A 24,202-nucleotide genomic window follows, 5' to 3' on the forward strand; every position below is an offset into this window, starting at 1 on the left:
CGCGTCCCTTGATAAAGGACGCCGACCACCGGAACCTCGGAACTCAGTGTGGAAATCCGGCAGAAACATGTCAACAGTTTCGAAGAGATTTCGATAATCTCCCTTCGAAAGTATTTCGTGGAAATTCGGCGTCAGTGCATGGGTGCCGGGTACGTGATGTCGAACCACGTGAAGTGGGCCTGGTGGGTGGAGGGGCGGCCGTTGGAGGTGGCGTACAGGCCGAGCTGGACGCTGGTGAACAGAGGTCTGAGGAAGGTGGCTTCGACGGTGGCCAGGTCCTGCCAGGCACCGTCGGGTGCCGCGTGAGCGAAGGTGTGGCTGAAACCGCGGATGCGGACCCCCAGGCGAACGGGACCCGGGGGAAGGGAAATGCCGGCCAGGACCTCGGGCCCGCGGCGGAGGCTGAGTCCTTCCGCGGTGCGAAGGAAGAGGAGATGGGTGTCGTCGTCGACGACTACGGCGAGGCCTGCCTCTTCGTCCGGTGAGGCGGGAGCGAAATGCAGTTCGGTGGAGACGTCGCAGTCGGGCTGTTCCTGGGGCCGGGCCAGGAGGGATGCGGTGGTGTGATCGCCGAGGCGTTCGGGGGACAGTTGGAGACGGAGCCCGTCGCCGGTGGTCCAGAACCGCGCGCGTGGGGTGCGCAGGGTGCTCCAGTCGGCGGAGAGGGTGGCGAAGTCGTCGTGGAGGGGGCGGCGAAGGCCGGTGTGGACGACGGGGGAGAAGACCGGCCAGTCGGCGTCCCAGGTGACCCGGCTGAGGAACGTCTCGCGGCCGATGGCGGAGCCGGGGCGGACGCCCAGGAGGACGGCCCGCCACTCGCCGTTCGGGGTGTGGACGAGGTCGGCGTGTCCCGTGCAGGTGACCGGGCCCTCGGCCGGTGGTAGCACCGGGTTGCCGGGGGCGCCCTCGTAGGGGCCGGTCACGCGGTTCGCGCGGGCGGCCACCACGCTGTGGTCCACATCGGTGCCGCCCTCGGCGGTGAGCAGGAGATAGGTGCCGCCGATCTTGTAGAGGTGCGGGGCCTCCGACCAGCGGGCGCCTTCGTGGCTTCCCCGCCACAGGACGTACTCGGGTCCCGTGAGCCGGCGCTCGTGGGGAAGATATTCGCGCATCCATATCTCGGTGTGGCCGGCGGCCTCGTCCACCACGCGGGCGGCGGTGAACCAGGCTCGGCCGTCGCCGTCGCCGTCGCCGTCGCCGTCGCCGTCATCCGGCCCGTCGTCGAAGAAGAGCGACGGGTCGAAGCCCTCGCCCTCCAGCCAGTGCGGTTCCGACCACGGCCCCGCCGGGTCGGTCGCCGTGACGACGAAATGACCGGGGCCGTCCATCAGCGTGCAGACGAGATGGAAGACCCCGTCGTGGTGCCGGATCGTCGGTGCGAACAGGCCCCGGGAGGGCTCGCACCCCTCGAGGTCGAGCTGAGACGCCCGGTCGAGCGCGGAGCCGATGCGCCGCCAGTTCACCAGATCGCGGCTGTGGAACACGGGAAGGCCCGGGAACCATTCGAAGCTGGACGTCACCAGGTAGTAGTCCGCTCCCACTCGGCAGACGGACGGGTCGGGCCGGAACCCGGGCAGCACGGGATCACCGAACGACGCGGTCATGGAACCTCCACGATCTCGACCGGCACGGACAGCACACGGTCGGCCGCCGGGTGGCGTACGGGGCCGTGCAGAGTGAAGGAGCCCTGGAGCGGAAGATCGACGCTGGACCGTCCGACGGCCACGCCGATCTCCCCTGGCTCCACTCTTCTCCGCAGGTCGATCCCGGTGAAGGAGGTCCGGTCGGCATGGACGGAGAAGGTGATCCGGGCGGCCGCGCCCGGTCGCAGCTCGACCCTTCCGAATCCGGCGAGCCACCGGTGCGGCCGGACGACGGACGCCTCGGGGTCCGACAGGTACAGCTGGACCACCTCGGTCCCGGGCACCTCGCCGACGTTGCGTACGGTGACCGCCACGGAGACGGCTCCGTCCGTCGCGGCGACGGGATCCACCGAGAGCTCCGAGTAGGTGAAGCTGGTCCAGCTCAGCCCGTGTCCGAAGGGGAACAGCGGGGTCGGGTCCACCGAGCTCCAGTCGGTGTGCCCGCCGAGCCTGGAGTGCAGGTAGGTGCCGGGCTGGCCGCCGGCCTGCCGGGGGATGGAGACGGGCAGCCGCCCGGACGGTTCCGCGGCCCCGCTGATGATCCTGGCGAGCGCCGTCCCTCCCTCCTCGCCGGGGAAGAACGCCTGCACCACGGCCGCCGCGCGCTCGGCCAGCGTGCCGAGCGCGTACGGTCGTCCGGAGACGAGGACCAGGACGGTCGGCACCCCGGACTCCAGAACGGCGGAGGCGAGCGCGGCCTGGTCGCCGGGCAGGTCGAGGGTCTCGGCGTCGCAGCCCTCTCCGGAGGTGCCCCGGCCGAACATGCCGGCCCGGTCTCCGAGCACCAGCACGTTCACGTCCGGATCGTCCGCGGTGACCGTGAACCCGGCAGCGGTGAGCGCCTCGCCGAGTGTCGGGATCTCGAGCCCGAGGTCGCCGGGCAGCGCGATGTGATTGGGGAAGGAGTAGCAGCCGAGGAAGGACTGCGGGTCGTCGGCGTACGGCCCGCTGATCGCGACCCGGCACGGCCGCAGCGGCAGGATGCCGTCGTTCGCGAGCAGTACGGTGGACCGTTCGGCCAGGAGCCTGGCCAGGGCGCGGTTCTCCGGCGGGTCGAGATCGACCGGCTCGGGTTTGACGGGTTCCCAGCCGGGGTCGAGCAGGCCGAGCTCGGCCTTCTGCAGCAGGACCCGCTCCGCGGCCCGGTCGATGAGCTCCTCGCGTACGGTTCCCGCCCGCACGAGTTCGGTCAGCGGCTCGCCGTAGCAGCGGGCCGTGGGCAGCTCGACGTCGATTCCGGCGGTCAGCGCCAGCGCGCCGGCCGCGCCCCGCGATCCGGTGACGCCGTGACGGGTCTCCAGGAAGGAGACGGCGTAGTAGTCGGCGACGACCACACCGCTGAAACCGAGTTCGCCCCTGAGGAGTTCGGTCAGCAGCCGTTCGTCGGCGGCGACCGGGACGCCGTCCACGTCGGTGTAGCTGTTCATCACCGACCGGGCGCCCCCCTCGCGCAGTGCCCGTACGAAGGGTTCGACCAGCACGTCGGCGAACTCGCGCGGCCCCGAGGCGACGGGGGCCATGTTGCGGCCGCCGCGCGAGGCCGAATACCCGGCGAAGTGCTTGAGCGTCGCCACGATCCCGGCGCCTTCCAAGCCCTGCACGTACGCGGTGCCGATCGCTCCGACGAGATAGGGGTCCTCGCCGATGCACTCCTCGGTCCTGCCCCACCGGTAGTCGCGGACCACGTCGAGGACCGGAGCCAGCCCCTGGTGGACGCCGACCCGCCGCATCCCCGTGCCGATGGCGGCGGCCATCCGGCGCACCAGGTCGGGGTCGAAGGACGCCCCCCAGGCGAGCGGCCCGGGGAAGACGGTCGCGCCGAACGTCATGAACCCGGTCAGGCACTCCTCGTGAGCGACCGCCGGGATCCCGAACCGGCCGGAGCCGGTCACCTGCCGCTGGAGCGAGCCGAGCCGCTCCATCCCGGCTTCCGCGGTGATCGGCGCGGTGCCGTACACCCGGGTGAGCTGGCCGAGCCCGTGGGCGACGATGTCGTCGAGGCCGGGCGCGGGCTCGCCGGAATCGTCCTCCATCGGCGCGACGGGTGCCCCCGGATCCGAGGGCAGCGCCCAGAAGCCGGCGAGCTGCCCCGCCTTCTCCTCCAGCGTCATCCGTCCCAGCAGATCGGCGACTCGCTCGGACGCGGGCAGGAGGGGGTCGTGCCAGGGCTCGGTCAAGGGGTTCTCCTAGAGGCGAGGCGGGGCGGTGGAGAGCCGGACCTTGAGTTCGGTCGCGAGCTCCATCCGGGGGCTGACCAGGGGTTGGTCTTCCAGAAGCAGGAACAGTGCGCGGGCGGCGAGCCGGCCCATCTCCTCCAGCGGCTGACGTACCGTCGTCAGTGGAGGTGACAGCCATTCGCCCATCGGCAGGTCGTCGAAGCCGACCACGCTGAGGTCCTGCGGGATGCTCAGTCCGCTCTGCCGGGCGGCTTCGTAGACGCCCATCGCCTGCTGGTCGCTACCGGCGAAGACGGCCGTCGGCGGCTCGGGGAGGGCGAGCAGTTCCTGCGCGCACCGGAACCCGCCCTCGTGCTGGAAGTCGCCGAACCGGATCAGGTCGCGGTCGACCTCGATCCCGGCCCGCTCCAGGGCGGCCCGGTACCCGTCGATGCGGGCCTGGCTGCAGAGCATCTCCTTGCGTCCGCCGATCGTGGCGATCCGGCGGTGCCCCAGCTCCAGCAAATGCTCGGTGGCGGCGAGGCCGCCCGCCCAGTTGGTCGCTCCGATGCTCGGCACGCCGTTGCCCGGCAGGTCGATCGGGTCGATGACGACCAGTGCCACCCCGGCTCGTTCGACCTGGGCGCGCTGGGCCTGGGTGACCGAGGCGGTGACGAGGATGACGCCGTCGCTGTGGTGCAGGACCGGCAGTTCGGCCCAGCTCGACGGAGTGGCCTCGCCCGGGGGGACGAGTGACACGACGGTGCCGACGCTCCGCTGGGCGCACTCGGCCTCGACGCCACGCAGTATCTCCACCGCCCACGCGCTGTCCAGACCGCCGATGATCAGGTCGACCAGGCCCGACCTGCGGGCCCTGCGCTGTCGGCCGGGCTGGAGGTAGTTGTGGGACCGCAGCAGGGTCTCGATCCGTTCGCGCGTCGCGGGTGCGACATCGGAGCGACCGTTGATCACCTTGGACACGGTGGCCTGGGAGACTCCTGCCGCCGCGGCGATGACGGCCAGGGTCGGACGCTGCTCGCTCAACTCATCTCCTCTGCGCGGACGTCTTCGTCCGGCGATCTCCGTCCGGCGACAAGTACCGCAAACTTTTCGAAAGAGTTTCCGGTCGTGTGACCTGCTTGTCAACCCTGTAACCGGCAGATGTCTTTGGGAAGTTCGGTGGCGGGTCTTGACCGGGAAGCCACGCGTTCCTAGTTTGTGGCAGCGCAGAATTCGAGAAAGTTACGAAAAGTTTTCGAGCTCGCATCGGCATCCCTCACCCCGGAGGTCCCATGGCCAGCACTCTCCCGAGCCGACGAAGCTTCCTGGCCCTCTCGGCCCTGACCGCGCTGTCCGTCCCGCTGGTCGCGGCCTGCGGCGGTGGCGGCTCCGGCGGCAAGCCGGCGGCCGACGGCAAGGTGACCTTCGAGTGGTGGAACATCGCCACGACGGAACCGGGCAAGTCCCTCTTCCCGCAGATAGCCTCGGCGTTCACGGCCGCTCACCCGAACATCGGGATCGAGACGACCTCGTTGGAGAACGAGGCGTTCAAGTCCAAGCTGACCGCCACCATCTCGTCCGGAAAGCTCCCCGACGTCTTCCAGACCTGGGGCGGGGGCGTGCTGCAGCAGCAGGTCGACGCGGGTCTCGTCGAGGACCTCACCGACGCGCTCGGCTGGGCGTCCGACCTCACTCCGGTGTCGCTGCAGGCCTATCAGATCGGAGGTCGGACCTACGGGGTCCCCTACGACATCGGCATGGTCGGCTTCTGGTACAACAAGAAGCTCTTCGCCAAGGCCGGGGTCACCGAGCCGCCGGCCACCTGGGCCGAGTTCCTCGACGTGGTCAGGAAGCTCAAGGCGGCGGGCGTCACTCCGATCGCCCTCGCGGGCAAGGAGAAATGGCCGGGCCACTACTACTGGGCCTACCTCGCGATGCGCGTCGCGGGCCTCCCCGCGCTGCAACAGGCCGCGACCGGCAAGGACTTCACCGGCGCCGGTTTCGTCCAGGCCGGTGCCCACCTCAAGGAGCTGGTCGACCTCCAGCCGTTCCAGGCCGGCTTCCTCGGCGCCGGCTACGCCACCCCCGGCGGCCAGGCCGCGACCATGGGCAACGGCAAGGCCGCCATGGAGCTGATGGGGCAGTGGGGACCGTCGGTGCAGAAGGACGCGGGCGCCGACCTCGGAGCGGACCTGGGCTTCTTCCCCTTCCCGACGGTCGACGGCGGCGTCGGCCGGGCCACCGAGGTGTTCGGCGGCGGCGGTGGCTTCGCGCTGCGCAAGGGCGCCCCGAAGGAGGCGCTGGACTTCCTGAAGTTCTTCGTTCTGGAGAACGAGTCCAAGCTGCTGGCCTCCAACGGTTACCTGCCGGTGGTCAAGGGTGCGGAGCGACAGCTCACCGACGCCAACAAGAAGGTGGTGGCCGACAGCCTGGTCAAGGCGACGGGTTTCCAGCTCTTCCTCGACCAGGCCTATCCGCCGGCGGTCGGCCAGGAGGTCAACGACAGCGTCGCCGACCTCATCGCGGGCAAGAAGACGCCCGAGCAGGTCACCCGGTCGATCACCGAGGCTGCGAAGGGTGCCTAGCTCCGTGGCCACCCCGACCAAGGGCCCGGTCAAGGGCCCGGCCGAGGAGCGGACGGAGAACGTCGTGCCGGTCCGCCCGCCCGCCACGGCCCGGTCGCTCCTGCGCGGTCTTGCAAGCTGGGCGTCGGTCGCCTGGTTCCTCGTCCCGGCTCTGGTCCTCTTCCTGGTCTTCGTCCTCGCCCCGATCGCCGTCGCCGTTCGCACCGGCTTCTTCAAGTGGGGCGGGATCGGCCCCATGGACGACTTCGTCGGCTTCGAGAACTACACGAAGCTGTTCGCCGATCAGGTCTTCCTCGGCGACATGGGGCGCGGACTGTACCTGATCGTCCTGTCGATCACGGTGCAGTTGCCCTTCGCGCTGTTCACCGCCGTACTGCTCAACCAGAAGCTGCGCGGCCGGGCCGTCTACCGGATGCTGTTCTTCGCGCCGTACATCCTGTCCGGGGTGGTCACGGCGGTCCTCTTCACCATGATCTTCCTCCCCGGCGACGGCGTGGCCGACCACCTCGTCGGCGCCCTGGGCCTGGAGGGGCTGCAGGGCAAGTGGCTCGCCGAACCCTCGACGGTCATGCCGACCCTGTTCCTGGTCATGACCTGGAAGTACTTCGGCTTCCACATGATGCTCTTCCTCGCCGGGCTGCAGGGCATCCCGCGCGAGATCCTCGATGCCGCCTCCATCGACGGCGCCGGCGCCTGGCAGCGCTTCCGGTACGTGACGCTGCCGCTGCTCGGACCGACGATCCGGATCAGCGTCTTCCTTTCGGTCATCGGCGCCATCCAGCTCTTCGACCTCGTCTGGGTCATGACGGCGGGCGGTCCCAACCACTCCTCCGAGACGATGGCGCTCTCGATGTTCCAGTTCGGGTTCAAGCGCTACCAGGTCGGCTACGCCAGCGCGATCAGCGTGGTGCTGTTCATGATCAGCCTGGTCTTCTCCCTCTTCTACCAGCGTTACGTGCTCCGCCGTGACCTGAGCGGGGCCGTCACCACGGGAGGTGGCCGATGAACGCGCGCAGGGCGGTACGCGGCCTGTCGACGCACGCCGTGGTCTGGCTGATCGCCGCGTTCGTCGCCGGACCGCTGATCTACGCGGTGATCTCCGGATTCAAGAGCACCAGCGAGCTGACGACCAATCCGTTCGGGCTGCCGGCGCACTGGAAGACGGGCAACTACACCGGCATCCTCGGCGACGGGATGTTCTGGCGGCAGATCGCCAACAGCGCGGGCATCGCGATCGGCACGACCCTCTGCACGGTCGCGGCCTCCGCCATGGCGGCGTACGCGCTGGCCCGCTACGCCTTCCGGGGCAGGGAGCTCTTCTACACGCTGTTCACGATCGGGCTGATGTTCCCGTTCGCGGTGGCCGTCCTGCCGCTGTTCCTGCTGCTGCGCACCTTCGACCTGCTCGACAACCCGCTCGGAGTGATCCTCCCGCAGGCCGCCTTCGGGCTCCCCATGACGATCATCATCCTGCGCGGCTTCTTCCGGACCATCCCGGCCGAGGTCGAGGAGGCGGCCGTCATGGACGGCTGCGGCAAGTTCCGCTTCTTCTGGAAGATCCTGCTGCCGATGGCGCGCCCGGCGCTCGGCACGGTCTCGGTGCTCGCGATCGTCGCGAGCTGGAACAACTTCTTCCTGCCGCTGTTGGTGTTCAACGACCCGAAATGGCAGACGATCCCCGTCGGCGTCCAGCAGTTCCAGGGCCAGTACTCGACCGACTACGCGCTCGTCCTCGCCTACATCGTGCTCGCCATGGTCCCCGCCCTCGCCTTCTACGCCGTCGCCGAACGACAGCTGATCGGCGGCCTCACCGCGGGCGCCACCAAGGGCTGACGCGCCCCGCGCCACCTCCATCCCCGAGGAGACCTCGTGAAACGTCTGAGCGCATTGACATGCGCCATTTTGTTAGCGCTAACATCACAGGCCGCGGCCGACCCCGCGCGACCCGCGGCCGACCCCGCGCGACCCGCGGCCGACCCCGCGCGACCCGCGGCCGACCCCGCGCGACCCGCGGCCGACCCCGCGCGACCCGCGGCCGATCCCGAACGCGTCGCCGTCGACTTCCGCACCGAACTCCAGCCCATCGACGGATTCGGCTTCTCGATGGCCTTCCAACGGGCCGACCTGCTGCACGGCGCGCGTGGCCTCAGCCCGGCCAAACAGCGCGAGGTGCTCGACCTGCTGCTCAGCAGGGACAAGGGCGCGGGCCTCTCGATCCTGCGCCTGGGCATCGGGTCGTCGACCGACAGGATCTACGACCACATGCCGACGATCCTGCCGGCCGACCCCGGCGGTCCGGACGCCACGCCGAAGTACGTCTGGGACGGCTGGGACGGCGGCCAGGTCTGGCTCGCCAAGGAGGCCAAGGCCTACGGAGTCAAACGGTTCTTCGCCGACGCGTGGAGCGCCCCGGCCTTCATGAAGACCAACGGCAGCGAGAACGACGGCGGCGAGCTCCGGCCCGAATGGCGTCAGGCCTACGCGAACTACCTCGTCCAGTACGCGAAGTTCTACCGTCAGGAGGGCATCGGGATCACCGACCTGGGGTTCACCAACGAACCCGACTGGACGGCGACCTACGCCTCGATGCGGTTCACCCCGCAGCAGGCCGTCGACTTCCTCAAGGTGCTCGGGCCGACCGTCCGCGCATCCGGACTGAAGACCCAGCTGGTCTGCTGCGACGCCGCCGGCTGGGACCGACAGGTCGCCTACACCCAGGCCGTCGAGGAGGACCCAGCGGCCGACAAGGCCGTGCGGACCGTCACCGGTCACCGCTACGGCGGCCCGACCGACGTCCCGCAGCCGACCGACAAGCGCGTGTGGATGTCGGAGTGGTCGCCGGACGGCTCCACCTGGAACGAGAACTGGGACGACGGCAGCGGCTACGACGGCCTCACCGTCGCGGCCGACATCCAGAACACCCTGACCGTCGGCAACGCCAACGCCTACGTCTACTGGACCGGCGCGTCCCTCGGCGCGACCCGAGGACTCATCCGGCTCGCCGACCCCGGCGACGACTACCGGGTGTCCAAGCGGTACTGGGCGCTGGCCGCCTTCAGCCGCTTCATCCGCCCCGGCGCCGTCCGCGTACCGGTCGCGCACGCCGACTCCGCCCTGCGGATCACGGCTTTCCGCAACACCGACGGCCGCCGAGTGATCGAGATCCTCAACACCGCCGCCACCGAAACCTCCGCCACCTTCACCCTCCGCGGCGGGCACGACCGGCACCCCGACGCCTACGTCACCGACGAGACCCGCTCGATCACCCCGGCCGACATCGTCTCCACGCACGGTACGACCCTCACGGCGACGCTCGCCCCGCGCGCGCTGACCACGATCGTCCTCGACTGAACCGTCCCGCACCCGAGGAGTCATTCATGCCCGTGTCCCGGCATCTCATCGCCCTGTCCGCCGCCGTCTGCCTCGCGGCCGGCCTCGCCGCCGCGCCCGCGACCGCCGAGCCCCGTCCCCGTACGCTCGCCGAACTGGCCAAGAAGCACCACAAGTACTTCGGCTCCGCCACCGACAACCCCGAGTTCACCGACGCCGCCTACCTGAAGCTCCTCGGCAGCGAGTTCGGGCAGACCACCCCCGGCAACGCCATGAAGTGGGAGACCACGGAACCCCGGCGCGGCGTCTTCGACTTCACCGCCGCCGAAGAGGTCATGACCTTCGCCAAGGCCCACCACCAGAAGGTCCGCGGCCACACCCTCGTCTGGCACAACCAGCTCCCCGCCTGGCTCACCGAGCGCAGCTGGACCGCCGACGAACTGCGTGCCGTCCTCAAGAACCACATCCAGACGGAGGTCCGGCACTTCAAGGGCCGGGTGATCCACTGGGACGTCGTCAACGAGGCCTTCAACGAGGACGGCACCTATCGCGAGTCGCTCTTCTACAAGACGCTCGGCCCCGGCTACATCGCCGACGCCCTGCGCTGGGCCCACGAGATCGACCCGCACGCCAAGCTGTACCTCAACGACTACAACGTCGACGGGATCGGCCCCAAGAGCGACGCCTACCACTCCCTGATCAAGCAGCTGAAGGCCGACGGAGTCCCGGTGGAGGGCTTCGGCATCCAGGGCCATCTGGCGCTCCAGTACGGCTTCCCCGCCGACGTCCGGCAGAACATGCAGCGCTTCGCCGACCTCGGGGTCGAGGTCGCGGTCACCGAACTCGACATCCGGATGCCCCTCCCCGCGACTCCGGAGAAGCTCGCCACCCAGGCCACCTGGTACGCGGACTACGTCAAGGCCTGCCTGGCGGTCGAGAAGTGCGTCGGCGTCACCGTCTGGGACTACACGGACAAGTACTCGTGGATCCCCTCGGTCTTCCCGGGCGAGGGCGCCGCGCTGCCCTACGACGAGAACCTGACGCCCAAGCCCGCGTACCACGCGATCAGGAAGGTGCTGGGCGGATGATCAGAACGGCGATCGTCGGAGCGGGCGGGATCGCCGGCATCTGCCACGTTCCCGCCCTCCGGGCACAGGCGCACCGGGCCGAGATCGTGGCGGCCGTCGACGTGGACGCCGCGCGCTCCGAGGCGTTCGCGGCCGAGCACGGCATCCCCGCGGTCTACACCGACCTGCACGCGATGCTCGACGAGCAGAGCCCTGACGTCGTGCACCTGTGTACGCCGCCGTACCTGCACGCCGAACAGGCGGTGGCCTGCCTGGAGTCGGGCGCGTGGGTGTGGTGCGAGAAGCCGGTGGCCCTGTCGCTGGCCGAGCTCGACCGGATCCAAGCCGCCGAAGGGCCCGCTGCCGCGGGCGCGGTCTTCCAGCACAGGTACGGCACGGGAGCCCGGTACCTGCGCGACCGGATCGCGGCCGGGACGCTGGGCCGTCCGCTGGTCGCGCAGTGCGTGACGGCGTGGTACCGCGACGACGCCTACTACGACGTGCCCTGGCGCGGCACATGGGAGAGCGAGGGCGGTGGCCCGACGCTGGGCCACGGCATCCATCAGATGGACCTGATGCTCGCAGTGCTCGGCGATTGGGCCGAGGTACGCGCGATGGCTGGCCGTCTGGAGCGCGATGTCCGGACCGAGGACGTGTCCGCGGCCCTGGTCCGGTTCGAGAACGGAGCCCTCGCGACGGTCGTCAACAGCGTCCTCTCCCCACGCGAGGAGAGCTACCTGCGGTTCGACCTCACCGAGGCCACGGTCGAGCTGCGCCATCTGTACGGGTACTCCAACGCGGACTGGACGTTCACCGCCGGGTCGTCCGGCGTGAAGTGGGAGCCGCCCGACGACCTGCCCAGCTCGCACACCGCCCAGCTCGCGGACTTCCTGGACGGCTACGAGGCCGGAATCCGGCCCGACCTCGGCAGGCCCACGATGGAACTGGTCACCGCCCTGTACAAGGCCGCGATCACCGGCCTGCCGGTCCGGCGCGGGGAGATCGACACGGCCGACCCGTTCTACGGCGCGCTCAACGGAGGGTGCCCGGAGGCGTTCCGATGACGTTCGAACTCCTCGAGAACGAGGACTCGCTGATCGTCCGGACCCGCGGCATCGACCTCTTCCGGTATGTGCACCGGCCGGTCATGGACCCCTTCGAGGCGCCGAAGCCCTACCTGCATCCCGTACGCACGCTCGCCGGCGACGTGGTCACGGGATACCGGCCGCACGACCACCGCTGGCACAAGGGGATCCAGATGACGGCGTCGTGGGTGTCGGGCCAGAACTTCTGGGGCGGCGGCACCTACCTGCGGGGCCAGGGTTACGTGGACCTGCCGAACCTCGGCACGATGCGCAGCCTCACCGTGTCCGCCGAAACGGGCCACGGTCGCGCCGTCATCACCGAGGACCTGGCCTGGCACACGATGGCGGGGGAGCACTGGATCGACGAGCGCCGCACGCTGACCGCACGCGACGTCGAGGCAGACTCCTGGACCCTGGAGCTCACCACCGCGCTGACCAACGTCCACGACACCACCCTGTCGTTCGGCAGCCCGGGCACACAGGGCAGAGAGCTGGCCGGCTACTCCGGCCTCTTCTGGCGCGGCCCGCGCGACTTCGCAGGCGGCGACGTGATCGGTCCCGCGATGGGGGAGAAGGGCGACTGGCTGGCCTTCGTGGGCACGCACGACGAGGTCGACCGTTCCTCCACGCTCCTGTTCCTGGACGATCCGGAAGCCCCCTGCCAGTGGTTCGTCCGCAGTGAGCCCATCCCCGCCGTCAACCCCTCCCTGGCCTTCGACAAGGAACTGCCGCTGCCCCCGGGCGACACCCTGTCGCGCCGCTACCGCATCGTCGTGGCCGACGGTGCATGGACCTTCGGGCGCCTGACCCGCCATATCGCGGAACACCCGTGGTGACCCCGTTCCCCGGTGGCGTGGGGATCTCCGGGTTGACCGTGTACGACTGGGAGGCCGCCGACGGGCTGTGCGGCGGCACACCCCACATGCACCTCGTCTGCTCCGAAGCCTACGTCGTCGTCGACGGCGCGGGCAGCGTCCAGACGCTCGCCACCTCCGGCTTCGCAGACACCCCGCTGCACCCCGGCGACGTCGTCTGGTTCACCCCCGGCACGATCCACCGCCTCGTCAACGACGGCGGCCTGCGCCTCGTGGTGCTCATGCAGAACAGCGGACTCCCCGAGGCCGGCGACGCCGTCTTCACCTTCCCCGCTCCCGTACTGGCCGATCCCCACGCCTACCAGGCGGCGGCCGCCCTGACCGGCGACCGGGCCGCGGCAGCGCGCCGCCGCCGCGACCTGGCACTGGAAGGTTTCCTGGACTTGCGCGAAGGCGGGTTGCGGGAGTTCCACATCGCGGCCCACCGTCTGAAGGGCGAGCTCCTGGGCGACTGGCAGATCCGCTGGCGCGACGGCCCCCTGGCCGCAGCCGAAGAGACCGGACGCCAGCTGGAGCGGCTGAAGGCCGGAGACCTCTCCCACCTCGACCACGGCGCAGTGTCACGACTGGAGCGCCCGGAGCGCCGGCTCTTCGGCATGTGCGGCCTCCTTCACCCCTATGCCGTCCCCGACTCCCCGACGCGGCCGATCCGCGGTGCGTCGGGGTCACCTCACCCCCGTCCCCCAAAGGAGCTGTTCTGATGAGGTTTCACCGACCACCCCTGGTCCTGAGTCTCGTACTCGCGGTCCTGTCGTCCTTGTTGCTCGGGACCGCTCTCCTCAGTGCCCCGCCCGCCGCCGCGGCGAGCGTCGACCCCAACGCCTGGTACGTACTGGTCAACCGCACCAGCGGCAAGGCCCTGGACGTCTACAACCTGGCGACCGACGACGGCGCGCGCATCACCCAGTGGACCAGGAACGACCAGAACCAGCAGCAGTGGCAGTTCGTCGACGCCGGCGGCGGTTACTACCGCGTCAAGTCCCGCCACTCCGGCAAGGTGCTGGACGTCCAGGGCGGATCCACCGCCAACGGCGCCCCGATCGTCCAGTGGACCGACCTGAACGCCACCAACCAGCAGTGGCGGCTCGCCGACAGCGCGGGTGGCTACGTGAGGCTGATCGCGCGCCACAGCAACAAGGCCCTCGAAGTGCAGGGCGGCTCCACCGCCGACGGCGCGAACATCGTCCAGTACGACGACTGGGGCGGCAGCAACCAGCAGTGGCAGCTCGTCCAGGTCGGCGCCGGCAACCCCGGCACGTGCGATCTTCCGTCGACCTACCGCTGGACCTCGACGGGCGCGCTGGCGCAGCCCAGGTCGGGGTGGGTCTCGCTCAAGGACTTCACCGTCGTCCCCTACAACGGCAAGCAGCTCGTCTACGCGACGACGCACGACACCGGGACGAATTGGGGCTCGATGGGCTTCAGCCCGTTCACCAACTGGTCGGAGATGGCCTCGGCGGGTCAGAACGCGATGTCGAGTTCCGCCGTCGCGCCCACGCTCTTCTACTTCGCGCCGAAGAACATCTGGGTGCTCGCCTACCAGTGGGGTGGGACCTCCTTCTCCTACCGGACGTCGAACGATCCCACCGACCCGAACGGCTGGTCGTCGCCGAAGGAGCTCTTCTCCGGAACCATCGCCAACTCCGGAACAGGCCCCATCGACCAGACGCTCATCGCTGACGGGACGAACATGTACCTGTTCTTCGCCGGTGACAACGGAAAGATCTACCGGGCCGGCATGCCGATCGGGAACTTCCCGGGCAGCTTCGGCACGACCTCGACAGTGATCATGAGTGACACGACGAACAACCTGTTCGAAGCCCCGCAGGTCTACAAGCTCAAGGGCCAGGACCGCTACCTCATGATCGTCGAGGCGATCGGCTCGCAGGGCCGGTACTTCCGCTCGTTCACGGCCACCAGCCTGAACGGCTCGTGGACACCCCAGGCCGCGACGGAGAGCACCCCCTTCGCCGGCAAGGCCAACAGCGGCGCCACCTGGACCAACGACATCAGCCACGGCGAACTGATCCGCGCCGGCGCCGACCAGACCATGACCGTCGATCCCTGCCATCTGCAATTCCTCTACCAGGGGCGCAGCCCCAGCTCCGACGGCGTCGACTACGGCCTCCTGCCCTACCGGCCGGGCCTGCTGACACTGCAGCGCTGACGACCTGACACCGGCGTGGCGGCTCGCTCGCCAACGGCCGAGCGAGCCGCCACGGCCGCGATCTCACATGTGTGACGAAACATCGGATTCTCTCTGTCAAGGAGCCACGACGACATGACCATCAACAGGCGTACGGTGATGGCGGCGGGCGCCGCCGGAGTGGCGGCAGCGGCCGTGGGGACGGCCCCGGCGTTCGCCTCGGGAGGCGCGGAGCCGCGGGGTGGAGGGCCGGCGAAGGAGCTGTTCGGGACCCTGCCCGACGGCACACGGGTTTACCGTTGGACCGTGGCCGCGGGAGGCACCCGGCTGCGCGTGCTGTCGTACGGCGGCATCGTCCAGGCCCTCGACATACCCGACCGGCGCGGGCGGTACGCGAACGTGTCGCTGGGCTTCGACAACCTCGAGGACTACGTGGCGAGCAGCCCGTACTTCGGCGCGATCATCGGCCGCTACGGCAACCGCATCGCGGGCGGCGCCTTCACGCTCGACGGCACGACGCACCGCCTCCCCCTCAACGACGACCCGAACAGCCTGCACGGCGGGGACAAGGGCTTCGACAAGCGGGTGTGGGACGTCGAGCCGTACGCGCGAGGGCGGGACACCGGCCTCACCCTGCGCTACGTCAGCGCCGACGGCGAGATGGGGTACCCGGGGACCCTGCGCGTCCGGGTCGACTACGTCCTCACGCCCCGCGGCGACTTCCGCATCGACTACGAGGCCGTCACGGACCGGGCCACCGTCGTGAACCTCACCAACCACACGTACTTCAACCTCGCGGGCGAAGGCAGTGGCAGCGTCCTCGACCACACCCTGAGGATCGCCGCGTCCCGCTACACCCCCGTGGGCTCCACCCTCATCCCGACCGGCGAACTCGCCGCGGTCGCGCACACCCCCTTCGACTTCCGCCACGGCAAGCCCATCGGCCGGGACATCCGCGACGCGCACCCGCAGCTCGTCTTCGGCCGCGGCTACGACCACAACTTCGTGCTCGACAAGGGACTCACCGACACCCCGCAGCATGTCGTGACCGTCACCGAGCCCGTCCACGGCCGCGTGATGGAGATCGCGACCACCGAGCCGGGAGTGCAGTTGTACAGCGGGAACTTCCTCGACGCCACGCTCGCGGGTTCCTCCGGGAAGGTCTACCGCCAGGGCGACGGCTTCTGCCTGGAGACCCAGCACTTCCCCGACTCGCCCAACCAGCCGTCCTTCCCGTCGACGGTGCTCCGCCCGGGCCAGACCTACCGCTCGACGACGGTCCACTCCTTCGCCACCCGTTGATAGACGCGGACGCCCCTCCACCCTGATGGGTGGAGGGGCGTCCGCGTCGGTCCGGGGAGCGGTCAGGAACCGGCGCGTCGCTTGTTGTAGACGTCGAAGCCGACGGCCGCGAGCAGGACCAGGCCCTTGATCACCTGCTGGTAGTCGGTGCCGACGCCGACCAGGGACATGCCGTTGTTGAGCACGCCGAGCACCAGGCCGCCGATGATCGCGCCGAGGACGGTGCCCACGCCGCCGCTGGCGGAGGCGCCGCCGATGAACGCGGCGGCGATGGCCTCCAGTTCGAAGTTGATGCCGGCCTGCGGGGTGCCGGCGTTCAGGCGCGCGGCGAAGACCAGGCCGGCGAGGGCCGCGAGGACGCCCATGGTGGTGAAGGCGAGGAAGACGACCCGCTTGCTCTTCACCCCGGACAGCTTCGCCGCCGCCTCGTTGCCGCCGATGGCGTAGGTGTGCCGTCCGATGACGGAGTTGCGCATCAGGTAGCCGAAGCCGACAAGGAGCGCGCCCAGGATCAGCAGCACGATCGGCACGCCGTGGTAGCTGGCCAGCAGCAGGGTGAAGACGGCCACGGCCGCGGTGATCACGGCGAGCTTGACGAGGAACAGCCCGAGCGGGAGCACCTCAAGCCCGTACGAGGCGGTCTGGCGCCGTCCGCGCAGCTCCTGGAGGATCGCGACGGCCAGCACCGCGAGGCCGAGCAGCAGGGTGAGGTTGTGGTAGTTGGTGTGCGGGCCGACCTCGGGGAGGAACCCGCTGCTGATGTTCTGGAAGCCCTTGGGGAACGGCGCCACCGACTGGCCCTGGAGCAGGATCTGGGTGCCGCCGCGGAACAGCAGCATGCCCGCCAGGGTGACGATGAACGACGGGATCCCCAGGTAGGCGATCCAGAAGCCCTGCCAGGCCCCGGCCAGCGCGCCGATCACCAGCGCGGCCAGCATCGCCACGGGCCACGACACGTGGTGCTCGACCATCATCACCGCGGCGGCGGCTCCGACGAAGGCGGCCAGGGAGCCGACCGAGAGGTCGATGTGCCCGGCGATGATGACGATCATCATCCCGATCGCCAGGATGAGGATGTAGCCGTTCTGCTGGATCAGGTTGGTGATGTTCAGCGGCTGGAGCAGGATGCCGTCCGTCCAGATCTGGAACAGCAGCACGATCAGCGCGAGCGCGACCAGCATGCCGTACTGGCGCACGTTGCCGCGCAGCGCGCGGGCCAGGACGGAGCCGGCGGAGGCGCTCGGGCCGTCCTGCCGTGCCTTCGGGGACGAATCCTGGATGATCTCGGTCTGGGCCATGCCTCACACCTGCTCGTTGCTGGATGCGGCGCTCATGGTCATGAGCCGCATGAGGGATTCCTGGGTGGCGTCGGCACGGGCCACCTCGCCGGTGATCCGGCCTTCGGCCATGGTGTAGATCCGGTCGCACAGGCCCAGGAGTTCGGGGAGTTCGGACGAGATGACGAGCACCGCCTTGCCCTGGGCGGCGAGCTGGGCGATGACGGTGTAGATCTCCGCCTTGGCGCCGATGTCGATCCCGCGGGTGGGCTCGTCGAGGATCAGCACCTCGGGCTCGGCGAAGATCCACTTGCTGAGGACGACCTTCTGCTGATTGCCGCCGCTGAGCTTGCCGGTCTCCGCGAACACGGAGGGGGCCTTGATGTTCATGGTGCGCCGGAAGGACTCGGCGACCCGGGTCTCCTCGTGCCGGTCGACCCTGCCGTACCGGGCGACCTTGCCGAGCGCGCTCAGCGAGATGTTCCGGCTGATGTCGTCGATGAGGTTCAGGCCGAGCTGCTTGCGGTCCTCCGTGACGTACGCGATGCCGTGCCCGATCGCCTCGGGGACCGTCCGGGTACGGATCTCCCGGCCGTGCAGCCGCACCCGCCCGGCGGCCCACCGCCCGTACGAGCGGCCGAAGACGCTCATGGCCAGCTCGGTGCGGCCGGCGCCCATCAGCCCGGCGATGCCGACGATCTCGCCGCGCCGCACGTTCAGCGAGGCGCCGTCCACCACCGTGCGCTGCTGGTCGATCGGATGCCGGACGCTCCAGTCCTCGACCTCGAAGGCGATCTCGCCGATGTCGGGGGCGCGTTCGGGGTAGCGGTGCTCCAGGTCGCGGCCGACCATGCCGCGGATGATCCGCTCCTCGGAGATGCCCCCGGGGCCGATCTCGATGGTCTCGATGGTCCGCCCGTCGCGCAGGATGGTCACGGCGTCGGCGACCCGGGCGATCTCGTTCAGCTTGTGCGAGATGATGATGCAGGAGATGCCCTGCGCCTTGAGTTCCAGGATGAGGTCGAGCAGCTTGCGACTGTCCTCGTCGTTCAGCGCGGCCGTCGGCTCGTCCAGGATGAGCAGCTTGACCTTCTTGGCGAGCGCCTTGGCGATCTCGACCAGCTGCTGCTTGCCCACGCCGAGGTCGGCGATCCTGGTGTGCGGGCTCTCGTCGAGGCCGACCTGGCGGAGCAGTTCGGCGGCGTGCGTGAGCGTCCGGTGCCAGCTGATGACGCCCCGGGAGGCGTGCTCGTTGCCGAGGAAGACGTTCTCGGCGATGGACAGATACGGCACCAGCGCCAGTTCCTGGTGGATGATGACGATGCCGCGCTGCTCGCTGGCCCGGATGTCCTTGAACCGGCAGGGCTCGCCCTCGAAGAGGATCTCGCCCTCGTAGCCGCCGTGCGGGTACACGCCGCTGAGCACCTTCATCAGGGTGGACTTGCCGGCGCCGTTCTCGCCGCAGATGGCGTGCACCTCGCCGGCGGCGACGCTCAGGTTGACCTCGGAGAGCGCCTTGACGCCGGGGAACGATTTGCTGATCGACCGCATTTCGAGAACGGGTCCAGCCATGGTTGTGCGTCCGTATCGTTCGGGGCGGTGCGGTGGGGGAGCCCTCGGGGGCCGAGGTCTCCCGGATTCCGCACCGCCGGTTCGGCATGGAGCCCGGCGAACCGGGCCCCGCGGGCTACTTGAGCTGGTCCGCGGTGTACTGGCCGCTGTCGACCAGGACCTTCCGGTAGTTGTCCTTGTCGACGCTGACCGGCTGCAGCAGCTGCGCCGGGACGGTCTTGACGCCGTTGGCGTACTGGCTGGTGTCGTTGACCTCGGGCTTGCCGCCGGTCAGCACCGCGTCGCCCATCTGGACGGCGACCTTGGCCAGTTGGCGGGTGTCCTTGTAGACGGTCTGGGTCTGCTCGCCCGCGATGATCGACTTCACCGAGGCCAGCTCGGCGTCCTGGCCGGTGACGATCGGCAGCGACTTGGCGGTGCCGTAGCCGACGCCCTTCAGGGAGGAGAGGATGCCGATCGAGATGCCGTCGTAGGGCGAGAGCACGGCGTCGACGTGGGCGTTGGTGTACGACTTGCTCAGCAGGTTGTCCATCCGGGACTGGGCGAGCCCGCCGTCCCAGCGCAGCGTGGCGACCTGGTTGAAGTCGGTCTGGCCGCTCCGCACGACCAGCTTCTTCTTGTCGATGTACGGCTTGAGGACGCTCATCGCGCCCTTGAAGAAGAACCCGGCGTTGTTGTCGTCCGGCGAGCCGGCGAACAGCTCGATGTTGAACGGGCCCTTGCCGTCCTTGAGGCCGAGCTTGTCGGCGATGTAACCGCCCTGGAGGACACCGACCTTGTAGTTGTCGAAGGTCGCGTAGTAGTCGACGTTCGCCGTGCCGCGGATCAGCCGGTCGTAGGAGATCACCGGGATGTGGGCGTCGGCGGCCTTCTGCAGCACGTTGGTCAGGGAGGAGCCGTCGATGGCGGCGATCACCAGCAGCTTGGCGCCCTTGGTGATCATGTTCTCCACCTGGGAGACCTGGTTCTCGACCACGTTGTCGCCGTACTGCAGGTCGGTCGTGTAGCCCTTGGCCTGGAACTCCTTGACCATGTTGGTGCCGTCGTTGATCCAGCGTTCCGAGGACTTGGTCGGCATCGCGATGCCGACCAGGCCGCCCTTGGCGTCCGCCTTGGCCGCGCCGTCGCCGACGCCGTTGGCGCTCTGGCCGCAGGCCGCCAACGAGAGCACCAGGCCCGCGGCGACGAGGCCCGCCGAAATCTTTCGCACAGTTCCTCCAGTGGTGTTCCGCGACCGGCGCAGAGCGACCCTGACTGGGCGACTGGGAGCGGTCGGGCGGGGCCGGCCGGGAGCGTTCCCTCGGGCTGCAGGGCACCGGGGGCTGTGGTGGCTCTGGCCTGGCGTGGAGAAGTGTTAACGCTCACAAGAGCTCCGTCAAGGGTCTGGGGACCACTGACGACGGCCCCTCGGCGGCTGGTAAGAAGAGGGGGCACCGTCGAGCCGAGGGTGACGGATTGGCCTGGACCTGGTCGCGTACTGTGGTCCACGGCCGAGGAGGGATCACGCGTGGGAACCGAGAATGCCGGGACGGAACAGCGCCAGCCCGTGATGGCGGACGTGGCGAAACTGGCGGGAGTGTCCCACCAGACGGTGTCCCGCGTGCTCAACGGCGCCCCGCACGTGCGGCCGGACACCCGCGAACGGGTGCTGGCCGCCATCCGGGAGCTGGACTACCGGCCCAACTCCGCGGCCCGCGCCCTGGTGACCCGCCGCTCCCAGACGCTCGGCGTGGTGAGCTTCGACTCGACGCTCTACGGACCGGCCTCGATGCTGGAGGGCATCGAGCGGGCGGCGCGCAGCGCCGGGTACTTCGTGAGCGTGACCAGTCTGCGCTCCCTGGACGGCCGGTCGGTCCAGGAGGCCGTCGACCGGCTGCGGGACCAGGGGGTGGAGGGCGTCGTCGTGATCGCGCCGCAGACCTCCACGGTCAGCGCGGTGGCCCGGCTCTCCAGCTCCGTTCCGCTCGTCGCGGTCGGCTCCGGCAACCAGACCCAGGTGCCCATGGTGTCGGTGGGCAACCGCTACGGTGCCGGAGTGGCCACGGGGCACCTGCTCGACCTGGGGCACCGTACCGTGCACCACGTGGCGGGCCCGGCCAACTGGCTGGAGAGCCAGGATCGCGAGGAGGGCTGGCGCCTCGCCCTGCAGGCGGCCGGAGCACCGGTGCCGGAGGTGGAGCGCGGGGACTGGAGCGCCCGCTCGGGCTATCAGGCGGGCCTGCGGATCGCCGAACTTCCCGATGTCACCGCCGTCTTCTGCGCCAACGACCACATGGCCCTCGGCCTGCTGCGCGCCCTGCACGAGGCCGGCCGGTCCGTCCCGGACGAGATCAGCGTGGTGGGCTTCGACGACATTCCGGAGGCCGCGTACTTCATCCCGCCGCTGACCACCGTGCGCCAGGACTTCGGCGAACTCGGCCGCCGCGCCCTGGAACTGCTGGTCGAGGAGCTGGAAGGCGGGTCGACCTCCCGGGCTCATGCGCAGATCTCCCCGGAGATGGTGCTGCGCCGCAGCGTCGCCCCCGCCAACCGACGTTGAACCGGTAGCCGGTTCGAAACATCGGGTTCATTTGGTTCGTGGGCGGCATCCGGCTGCGGACGTCCCTTGACGCAGTGATTGTGAGCGCTCACAATCGCCTGTGAGCGTTAACAGAAGCGCTCTCCCCGAGCTGCCTGCCAGGCCGGCATCCCCGCTTCCGTCTCCCGGCGGCCCCTCGTCCCGCCCCCTCCGGAGGGAGCCCACGACGGCGCCGGCGACAGGCGACAACGCATACCTCCCGTACGAAGGATGAGGAAGTGACCGTGACCCCCGCCGCCCACGACACCGACCGGTACGTCGTCGGCATCGACTTCGGCACCCTCTCCGGCCGCGCCGTGGTGGTCCGCGTACGGGACGGCGAGGAAGTCGCAGCCGCCGTCCACGAGTACCCGCACGCCGTCATCGAGCGCGAGCTGCCCGGCACCGGTCGGCCGCTGCCGCCCGACTGGGCGCTGCAGCACCCCGCCGACTGGCGGGACGTGCTGCGCACCACCGTCCCGGCCGCGCTCGCGGTGGCCGGCATCGACCCCGCCCACGTCATCGGGATCGCCACCGACTTCACCGCCTGCACCGTCCTGCCGACCCTGGCCGACGGCACCCCGCTCGCCGAACTGCCGCAGTGGGCCGAACGCCCGCACGCCTGGCCCAAGCTCTGGAAGCACCACGCCGCCCAGGGGCAGGCGGACCGGATCAACGCGCTGGCCCACGCCCGGGGCGAGAAGTGGATCTCCCGCTACGGCGGCAGGATCTCCGCCGAGTGGCAGTACGCCAAGGCCCTCCAGGTCCTGGAAGAGGACCCGGCCGTCTACGCCGCGACCGCCCGCTGGATCGAGGCCGCCGACTGGATCGTCTGGCAGCTCACCGGCGCCGAGAGCCGCAACGCCTGCGCCGCCGGGTACAAGGGCATCCACCAGGACGGGAGTTACCCGAGCGAGGACTACCTCGCCGCGCTCCACCCGGACTTCGCCGACTTCGCCCGCACCCGCCTTGAACACCCGCTCTCCCCGCTCGGCTCCCGGGTCGGCTCGCTCACCGCGCAGGCCGCCGAGTGGACCGGCCTGCCCGAGGGCATCGCGGTCGCCGCCGGCAACGTCGACGCGCACGTCGCCGCACCGGCCGCCCGCGCCGTCGACAACGGCCAACTCCTCGCCATCATGGGCACGTCCACCTGCCACGTCGTCAACGGCGCCACGCTCGCCGACGTCCCCGGCATCTGCGGCGTGGTCGAGGACGGCATCGTCGCCGGCTCCTACGGCTACGAGGCCGGCCAGAGCGCCGTCGGGGACATCTTCGCCTGGTGGCTGCGCCAGGGCCTGCCGGCCGACTACCTGGCCGAGGCCGAGGAGACCGGCGAAGACCCGCACGAACTGCTCACCCGCAAGGCCGCTGCCCAACCCGTCGGCGCGCACGGCCTGGTGGCGCTCGACTGGATGAACGGCAACCGCTCCACCCTGGTCGACCACCACCTCTCCGGCGTGATCGCCGGCCTGACCCTCGCCACCCGCCCCGAGGAGATCTACCGCGCACTCCTCGAGGCCACCGCCTTCGGCACCCGCGTCATCGTCGAGACCCTGGAGCAGGGCGGCGTCCCCGTCACCGAGTTCATCGTCACCGGCGGACTGAAGAAGAACCCCCTGCTCATGCAGATCTACGCCGACGTGCTGCGCCGCCCGGTCTCGGTCGCCGCGTCGGAGCAGGGCCCGGCGCTCGGCTCGGCGATCCACGCCGCCGTCGCCGCCGGAGCCCACCCGGACGTCCGGGCCGCGGCCGCCGCCATGGGCCGGGTGCACCGGGGCGCCTACCAGCCGCACCGGGCCGCCGCCGACGCGTACGACCTGCTCTTCGCCGAGTACCGCGCCCTGCACGACTCCTTCGGCCTGGGCGCCGACAAGCTCCTGCACCGCCTGCGTGACATCCGGAACGTCGCCCTCACCACCCCGAGCGAGGCATTGTGAACGTGACCATCGACGCCATCCGCCACCAGGTCAGCGACCTCCACCAGGAACTCGTCCGCTACGGCCTCGTCGTGTGGACGGCGGGCAACGTCTCCGCCCGCGTTCCCGGAGAGGACCTGCTGGTCATCAAGCCCAGCGGCGTCTCCTACGACGAGCTGACGCCCGGCGACATGATCGTCTGCGACCTGGACGGCAACGTCGTCGAAGGCGAGCACGCGCCCTCCTCCGACACCGCCGCGCACGCCTACGTCTACCGCCACCTGCCCGAGGTCGGCGGAGTGGTGCACACCCACTCCACCTACGCCTGCGCCTGGGCGGCCCGAGGCGAGGCCGTTCCCTGCGTCCTCACCGCGATGGCCGACGAGTTCGGCGCCGAGATCCCCGTCGGCCCCTTCGCCCTGATCGGCGACGACTCGATCGGCCGGGGCATCGTGGACACCCTCAAGGGTCACCGCTCGCCCGCCGTCCTGATGCAGAACCACGGCGTCTTCACCATCGGCAAGGACGCCAAGGCAGCGGTCAAGGCCGCCGTGATGTGCGAGGACGTCGCCCGCACCGTCCACCTCTCCCGCCAGCTCGGCGAGCCCCTGCCGATCGCCCAGGCGGACATCGACAGCCTCAACTTCCGGTACCAGAACGTCTACGGCCAGCCCCAGGCCCGGTGAGGAGC

The 24,202-nt window shown here is 69.9% G+C and carries 19 protein-coding genes; 13 read left to right on the forward strand and 6 right to left on the reverse strand.

Annotated features, from left to right (window positions below; all coding sequences use genetic code 11):
* Window positions 1-131: 131 nt before the first annotated feature.
* From GGE06_RS08705 to GGE06_RS08715, 3 genes are read right to left on the reverse strand one after another with little or no spacing between them, the layout of a single operon-like run.
* The gene (locus GGE06_RS08705) at window positions 132-1,604 is read right to left on the reverse strand and encodes a glycoside hydrolase family 43 protein (RefSeq protein WP_184930445.1); all 1,473 of its coding nucleotides are present in this window, start codon (window positions 1,602-1,604) and stop codon (window positions 132-134) included.
* Entirely contained in the window at window positions 1,601-3,820 is a 2,220-nt protein-coding gene (locus tag GGE06_RS08710; RefSeq protein ID WP_184930446.1) for a glycoside hydrolase family 3 N-terminal domain-containing protein, read from the reverse strand. Before GGE06_RS08710 ends, GGE06_RS08705 begins: the two co-directional genes overlap by 4 nt.
* A gap of 9 nt (window positions 3,821-3,829) precedes the next feature.
* The gene (locus GGE06_RS08715; RefSeq protein ID WP_116157072.1) at window positions 3,830-4,843 is read right to left on the reverse strand and encodes a LacI family DNA-binding transcriptional regulator; all 1,014 of its coding nucleotides are present in this window, start codon (window positions 4,841-4,843) and stop codon (window positions 3,830-3,832) included.
* Between the two features lie 248 nt (window positions 4,844-5,091).
* Between GGE06_RS08715 and GGE06_RS08720 the strand changes: the two genes are divergently transcribed.
* From GGE06_RS08720 to GGE06_RS08765, 10 genes are all read left to right on the forward strand, one after another.
* Complete coding sequence (locus tag GGE06_RS08720) at window positions 5,092-6,384, forward strand: extracellular solute-binding protein (protein ID WP_184930447.1); 1,293 nt, start codon at window positions 5,092-5,094, stop codon at window positions 6,382-6,384.
* 4 nt (window positions 6,385-6,388) lie between these two features.
* Window positions 6,389-7,390 (forward strand): carbohydrate ABC transporter permease, encoded by a 1,002-nt coding sequence (locus GGE06_RS08725; RefSeq protein ID WP_376773514.1) that lies wholly within the window; start codon window positions 6,389-6,391, stop codon window positions 7,388-7,390.
* Window positions 7,387-8,217: a carbohydrate ABC transporter permease gene (locus GGE06_RS08730; RefSeq protein WP_116157069.1), complete on the forward strand. Its 831-nt coding sequence runs from the start codon at window positions 7,387-7,389 to the stop codon at window positions 8,215-8,217. Before GGE06_RS08725 ends, GGE06_RS08730 begins: the two co-directional genes overlap by 4 nt.
* A gap of 69 nt (window positions 8,218-8,286) precedes the next feature.
* Window positions 8,287-9,735, forward strand: a complete 1,449-nt coding sequence (locus tag GGE06_RS08735; protein WP_184930448.1) for a glycoside hydrolase family 30 protein — start codon at window positions 8,287-8,289, stop codon at window positions 9,733-9,735.
* Between the two features lie 26 nt (window positions 9,736-9,761).
* On the forward strand, window positions 9,762-10,802 hold the full coding sequence (locus GGE06_RS08740) for a glycoside hydrolase family 10 protein (RefSeq protein ID WP_116157067.1): 1,041 nt from the start codon (window positions 9,762-9,764) through the stop codon (window positions 10,800-10,802).
* Complete coding sequence (locus GGE06_RS08745) at window positions 10,799-11,845, forward strand: Gfo/Idh/MocA family protein (protein ID WP_184930449.1); 1,047 nt, start codon at window positions 10,799-10,801, stop codon at window positions 11,843-11,845. The genes GGE06_RS08740 and GGE06_RS08745 overlap by 4 nt, the downstream gene beginning before the upstream one ends.
* Window positions 11,842-12,702 (forward strand): DUF6807 domain-containing protein, encoded by an 861-nt coding sequence (locus GGE06_RS08750; protein WP_184930450.1) that lies wholly within the window; start codon window positions 11,842-11,844, stop codon window positions 12,700-12,702. Before GGE06_RS08745 ends, GGE06_RS08750 begins: the two co-directional genes overlap by 4 nt.
* Window positions 12,654-13,442 (forward strand): cupin domain-containing protein, encoded by a 789-nt coding sequence (locus tag GGE06_RS08755; RefSeq protein ID WP_184930451.1) that lies wholly within the window; start codon window positions 12,654-12,656, stop codon window positions 13,440-13,442. The genes GGE06_RS08750 and GGE06_RS08755 overlap by 49 nt, the downstream gene beginning before the upstream one ends.
* Window positions 13,442-14,908 carry a non-reducing end alpha-L-arabinofuranosidase family hydrolase gene (locus tag GGE06_RS08760; protein WP_116157063.1) on the forward strand — a complete coding sequence of 489 codons (1,467 nt, stop codon included), beginning with the start codon at window positions 13,442-13,444 and terminating at the stop codon, window positions 14,906-14,908. Before GGE06_RS08755 ends, GGE06_RS08760 begins: the two co-directional genes overlap by 1 nt.
* Window positions 14,909-15,022: 114 nt before the next feature.
* On the forward strand, window positions 15,023-16,189 hold the full coding sequence (locus GGE06_RS08765; RefSeq protein WP_184930452.1) for an aldose epimerase family protein: 1,167 nt from the start codon (window positions 15,023-15,025) through the stop codon (window positions 16,187-16,189).
* Between the two features lie 62 nt (window positions 16,190-16,251).
* On the opposite strand, the gene mmsB is transcribed toward GGE06_RS08765, so the two are convergent.
* The 3 genes from mmsB to chvE all read right to left on the reverse strand — a co-directional run bounded on the left by mmsB (window position 16,252) and on the right by chvE (window position 20,248).
* Entirely contained in the window at window positions 16,252-17,487 is a 1,236-nt protein-coding gene (mmsB, locus tag GGE06_RS08770) for a multiple monosaccharide ABC transporter permease (RefSeq protein ID WP_116157061.1), read from the reverse strand.
* Between the two features lie 3 nt (window positions 17,488-17,490).
* Window positions 17,491-19,038, reverse strand: a complete 1,548-nt coding sequence (mmsA, locus tag GGE06_RS08775) for a multiple monosaccharide ABC transporter ATP-binding protein (protein ID WP_116157060.1) — start codon at window positions 19,036-19,038, stop codon at window positions 17,491-17,493.
* A 115-nt stretch (window positions 19,039-19,153) separates the two neighbouring features.
* Entirely contained in the window at window positions 19,154-20,248 is a 1,095-nt protein-coding gene (chvE, locus tag GGE06_RS08780; RefSeq protein ID WP_116157059.1) for a multiple monosaccharide ABC transporter substrate-binding protein, read from the reverse strand.
* Window positions 20,249-20,545: 297 nt separating this feature from the next.
* Here chvE and GGE06_RS08785 point away from each other — a divergent pair, with 297 nt between their 5' ends.
* The 3 genes from GGE06_RS08785 to GGE06_RS08795 all read left to right on the forward strand — a co-directional run bounded on the left by GGE06_RS08785 (window position 20,546) and on the right by GGE06_RS08795 (window position 24,197).
* Window positions 20,546-21,577: a LacI family DNA-binding transcriptional regulator gene (locus tag GGE06_RS08785; protein WP_312883064.1), complete on the forward strand. Its 1,032-nt coding sequence runs from the start codon at window positions 20,546-20,548 to the stop codon at window positions 21,575-21,577.
* A 257-nt stretch (window positions 21,578-21,834) separates the two neighbouring features.
* Complete coding sequence (locus GGE06_RS08790; protein WP_184930453.1) at window positions 21,835-23,532, forward strand: ribulokinase; 1,698 nt, start codon at window positions 21,835-21,837, stop codon at window positions 23,530-23,532.
* 2 nt (window positions 23,533-23,534) lie between these two features.
* On the forward strand, window positions 23,535-24,197 hold the full coding sequence (locus tag GGE06_RS08795; RefSeq protein ID WP_312883065.1) for an L-ribulose-5-phosphate 4-epimerase: 663 nt from the start codon (window positions 23,535-23,537) through the stop codon (window positions 24,195-24,197).
* Window positions 24,198-24,202: the final 5 nt, after the last annotated feature.

The organism is Streptomyces nymphaeiformis, from assembly GCF_014203895.1.
GTDB lineage: Bacteria > Actinomycetota > Actinomycetes > Streptomycetales > Streptomycetaceae > Streptomyces > Streptomyces nymphaeiformis.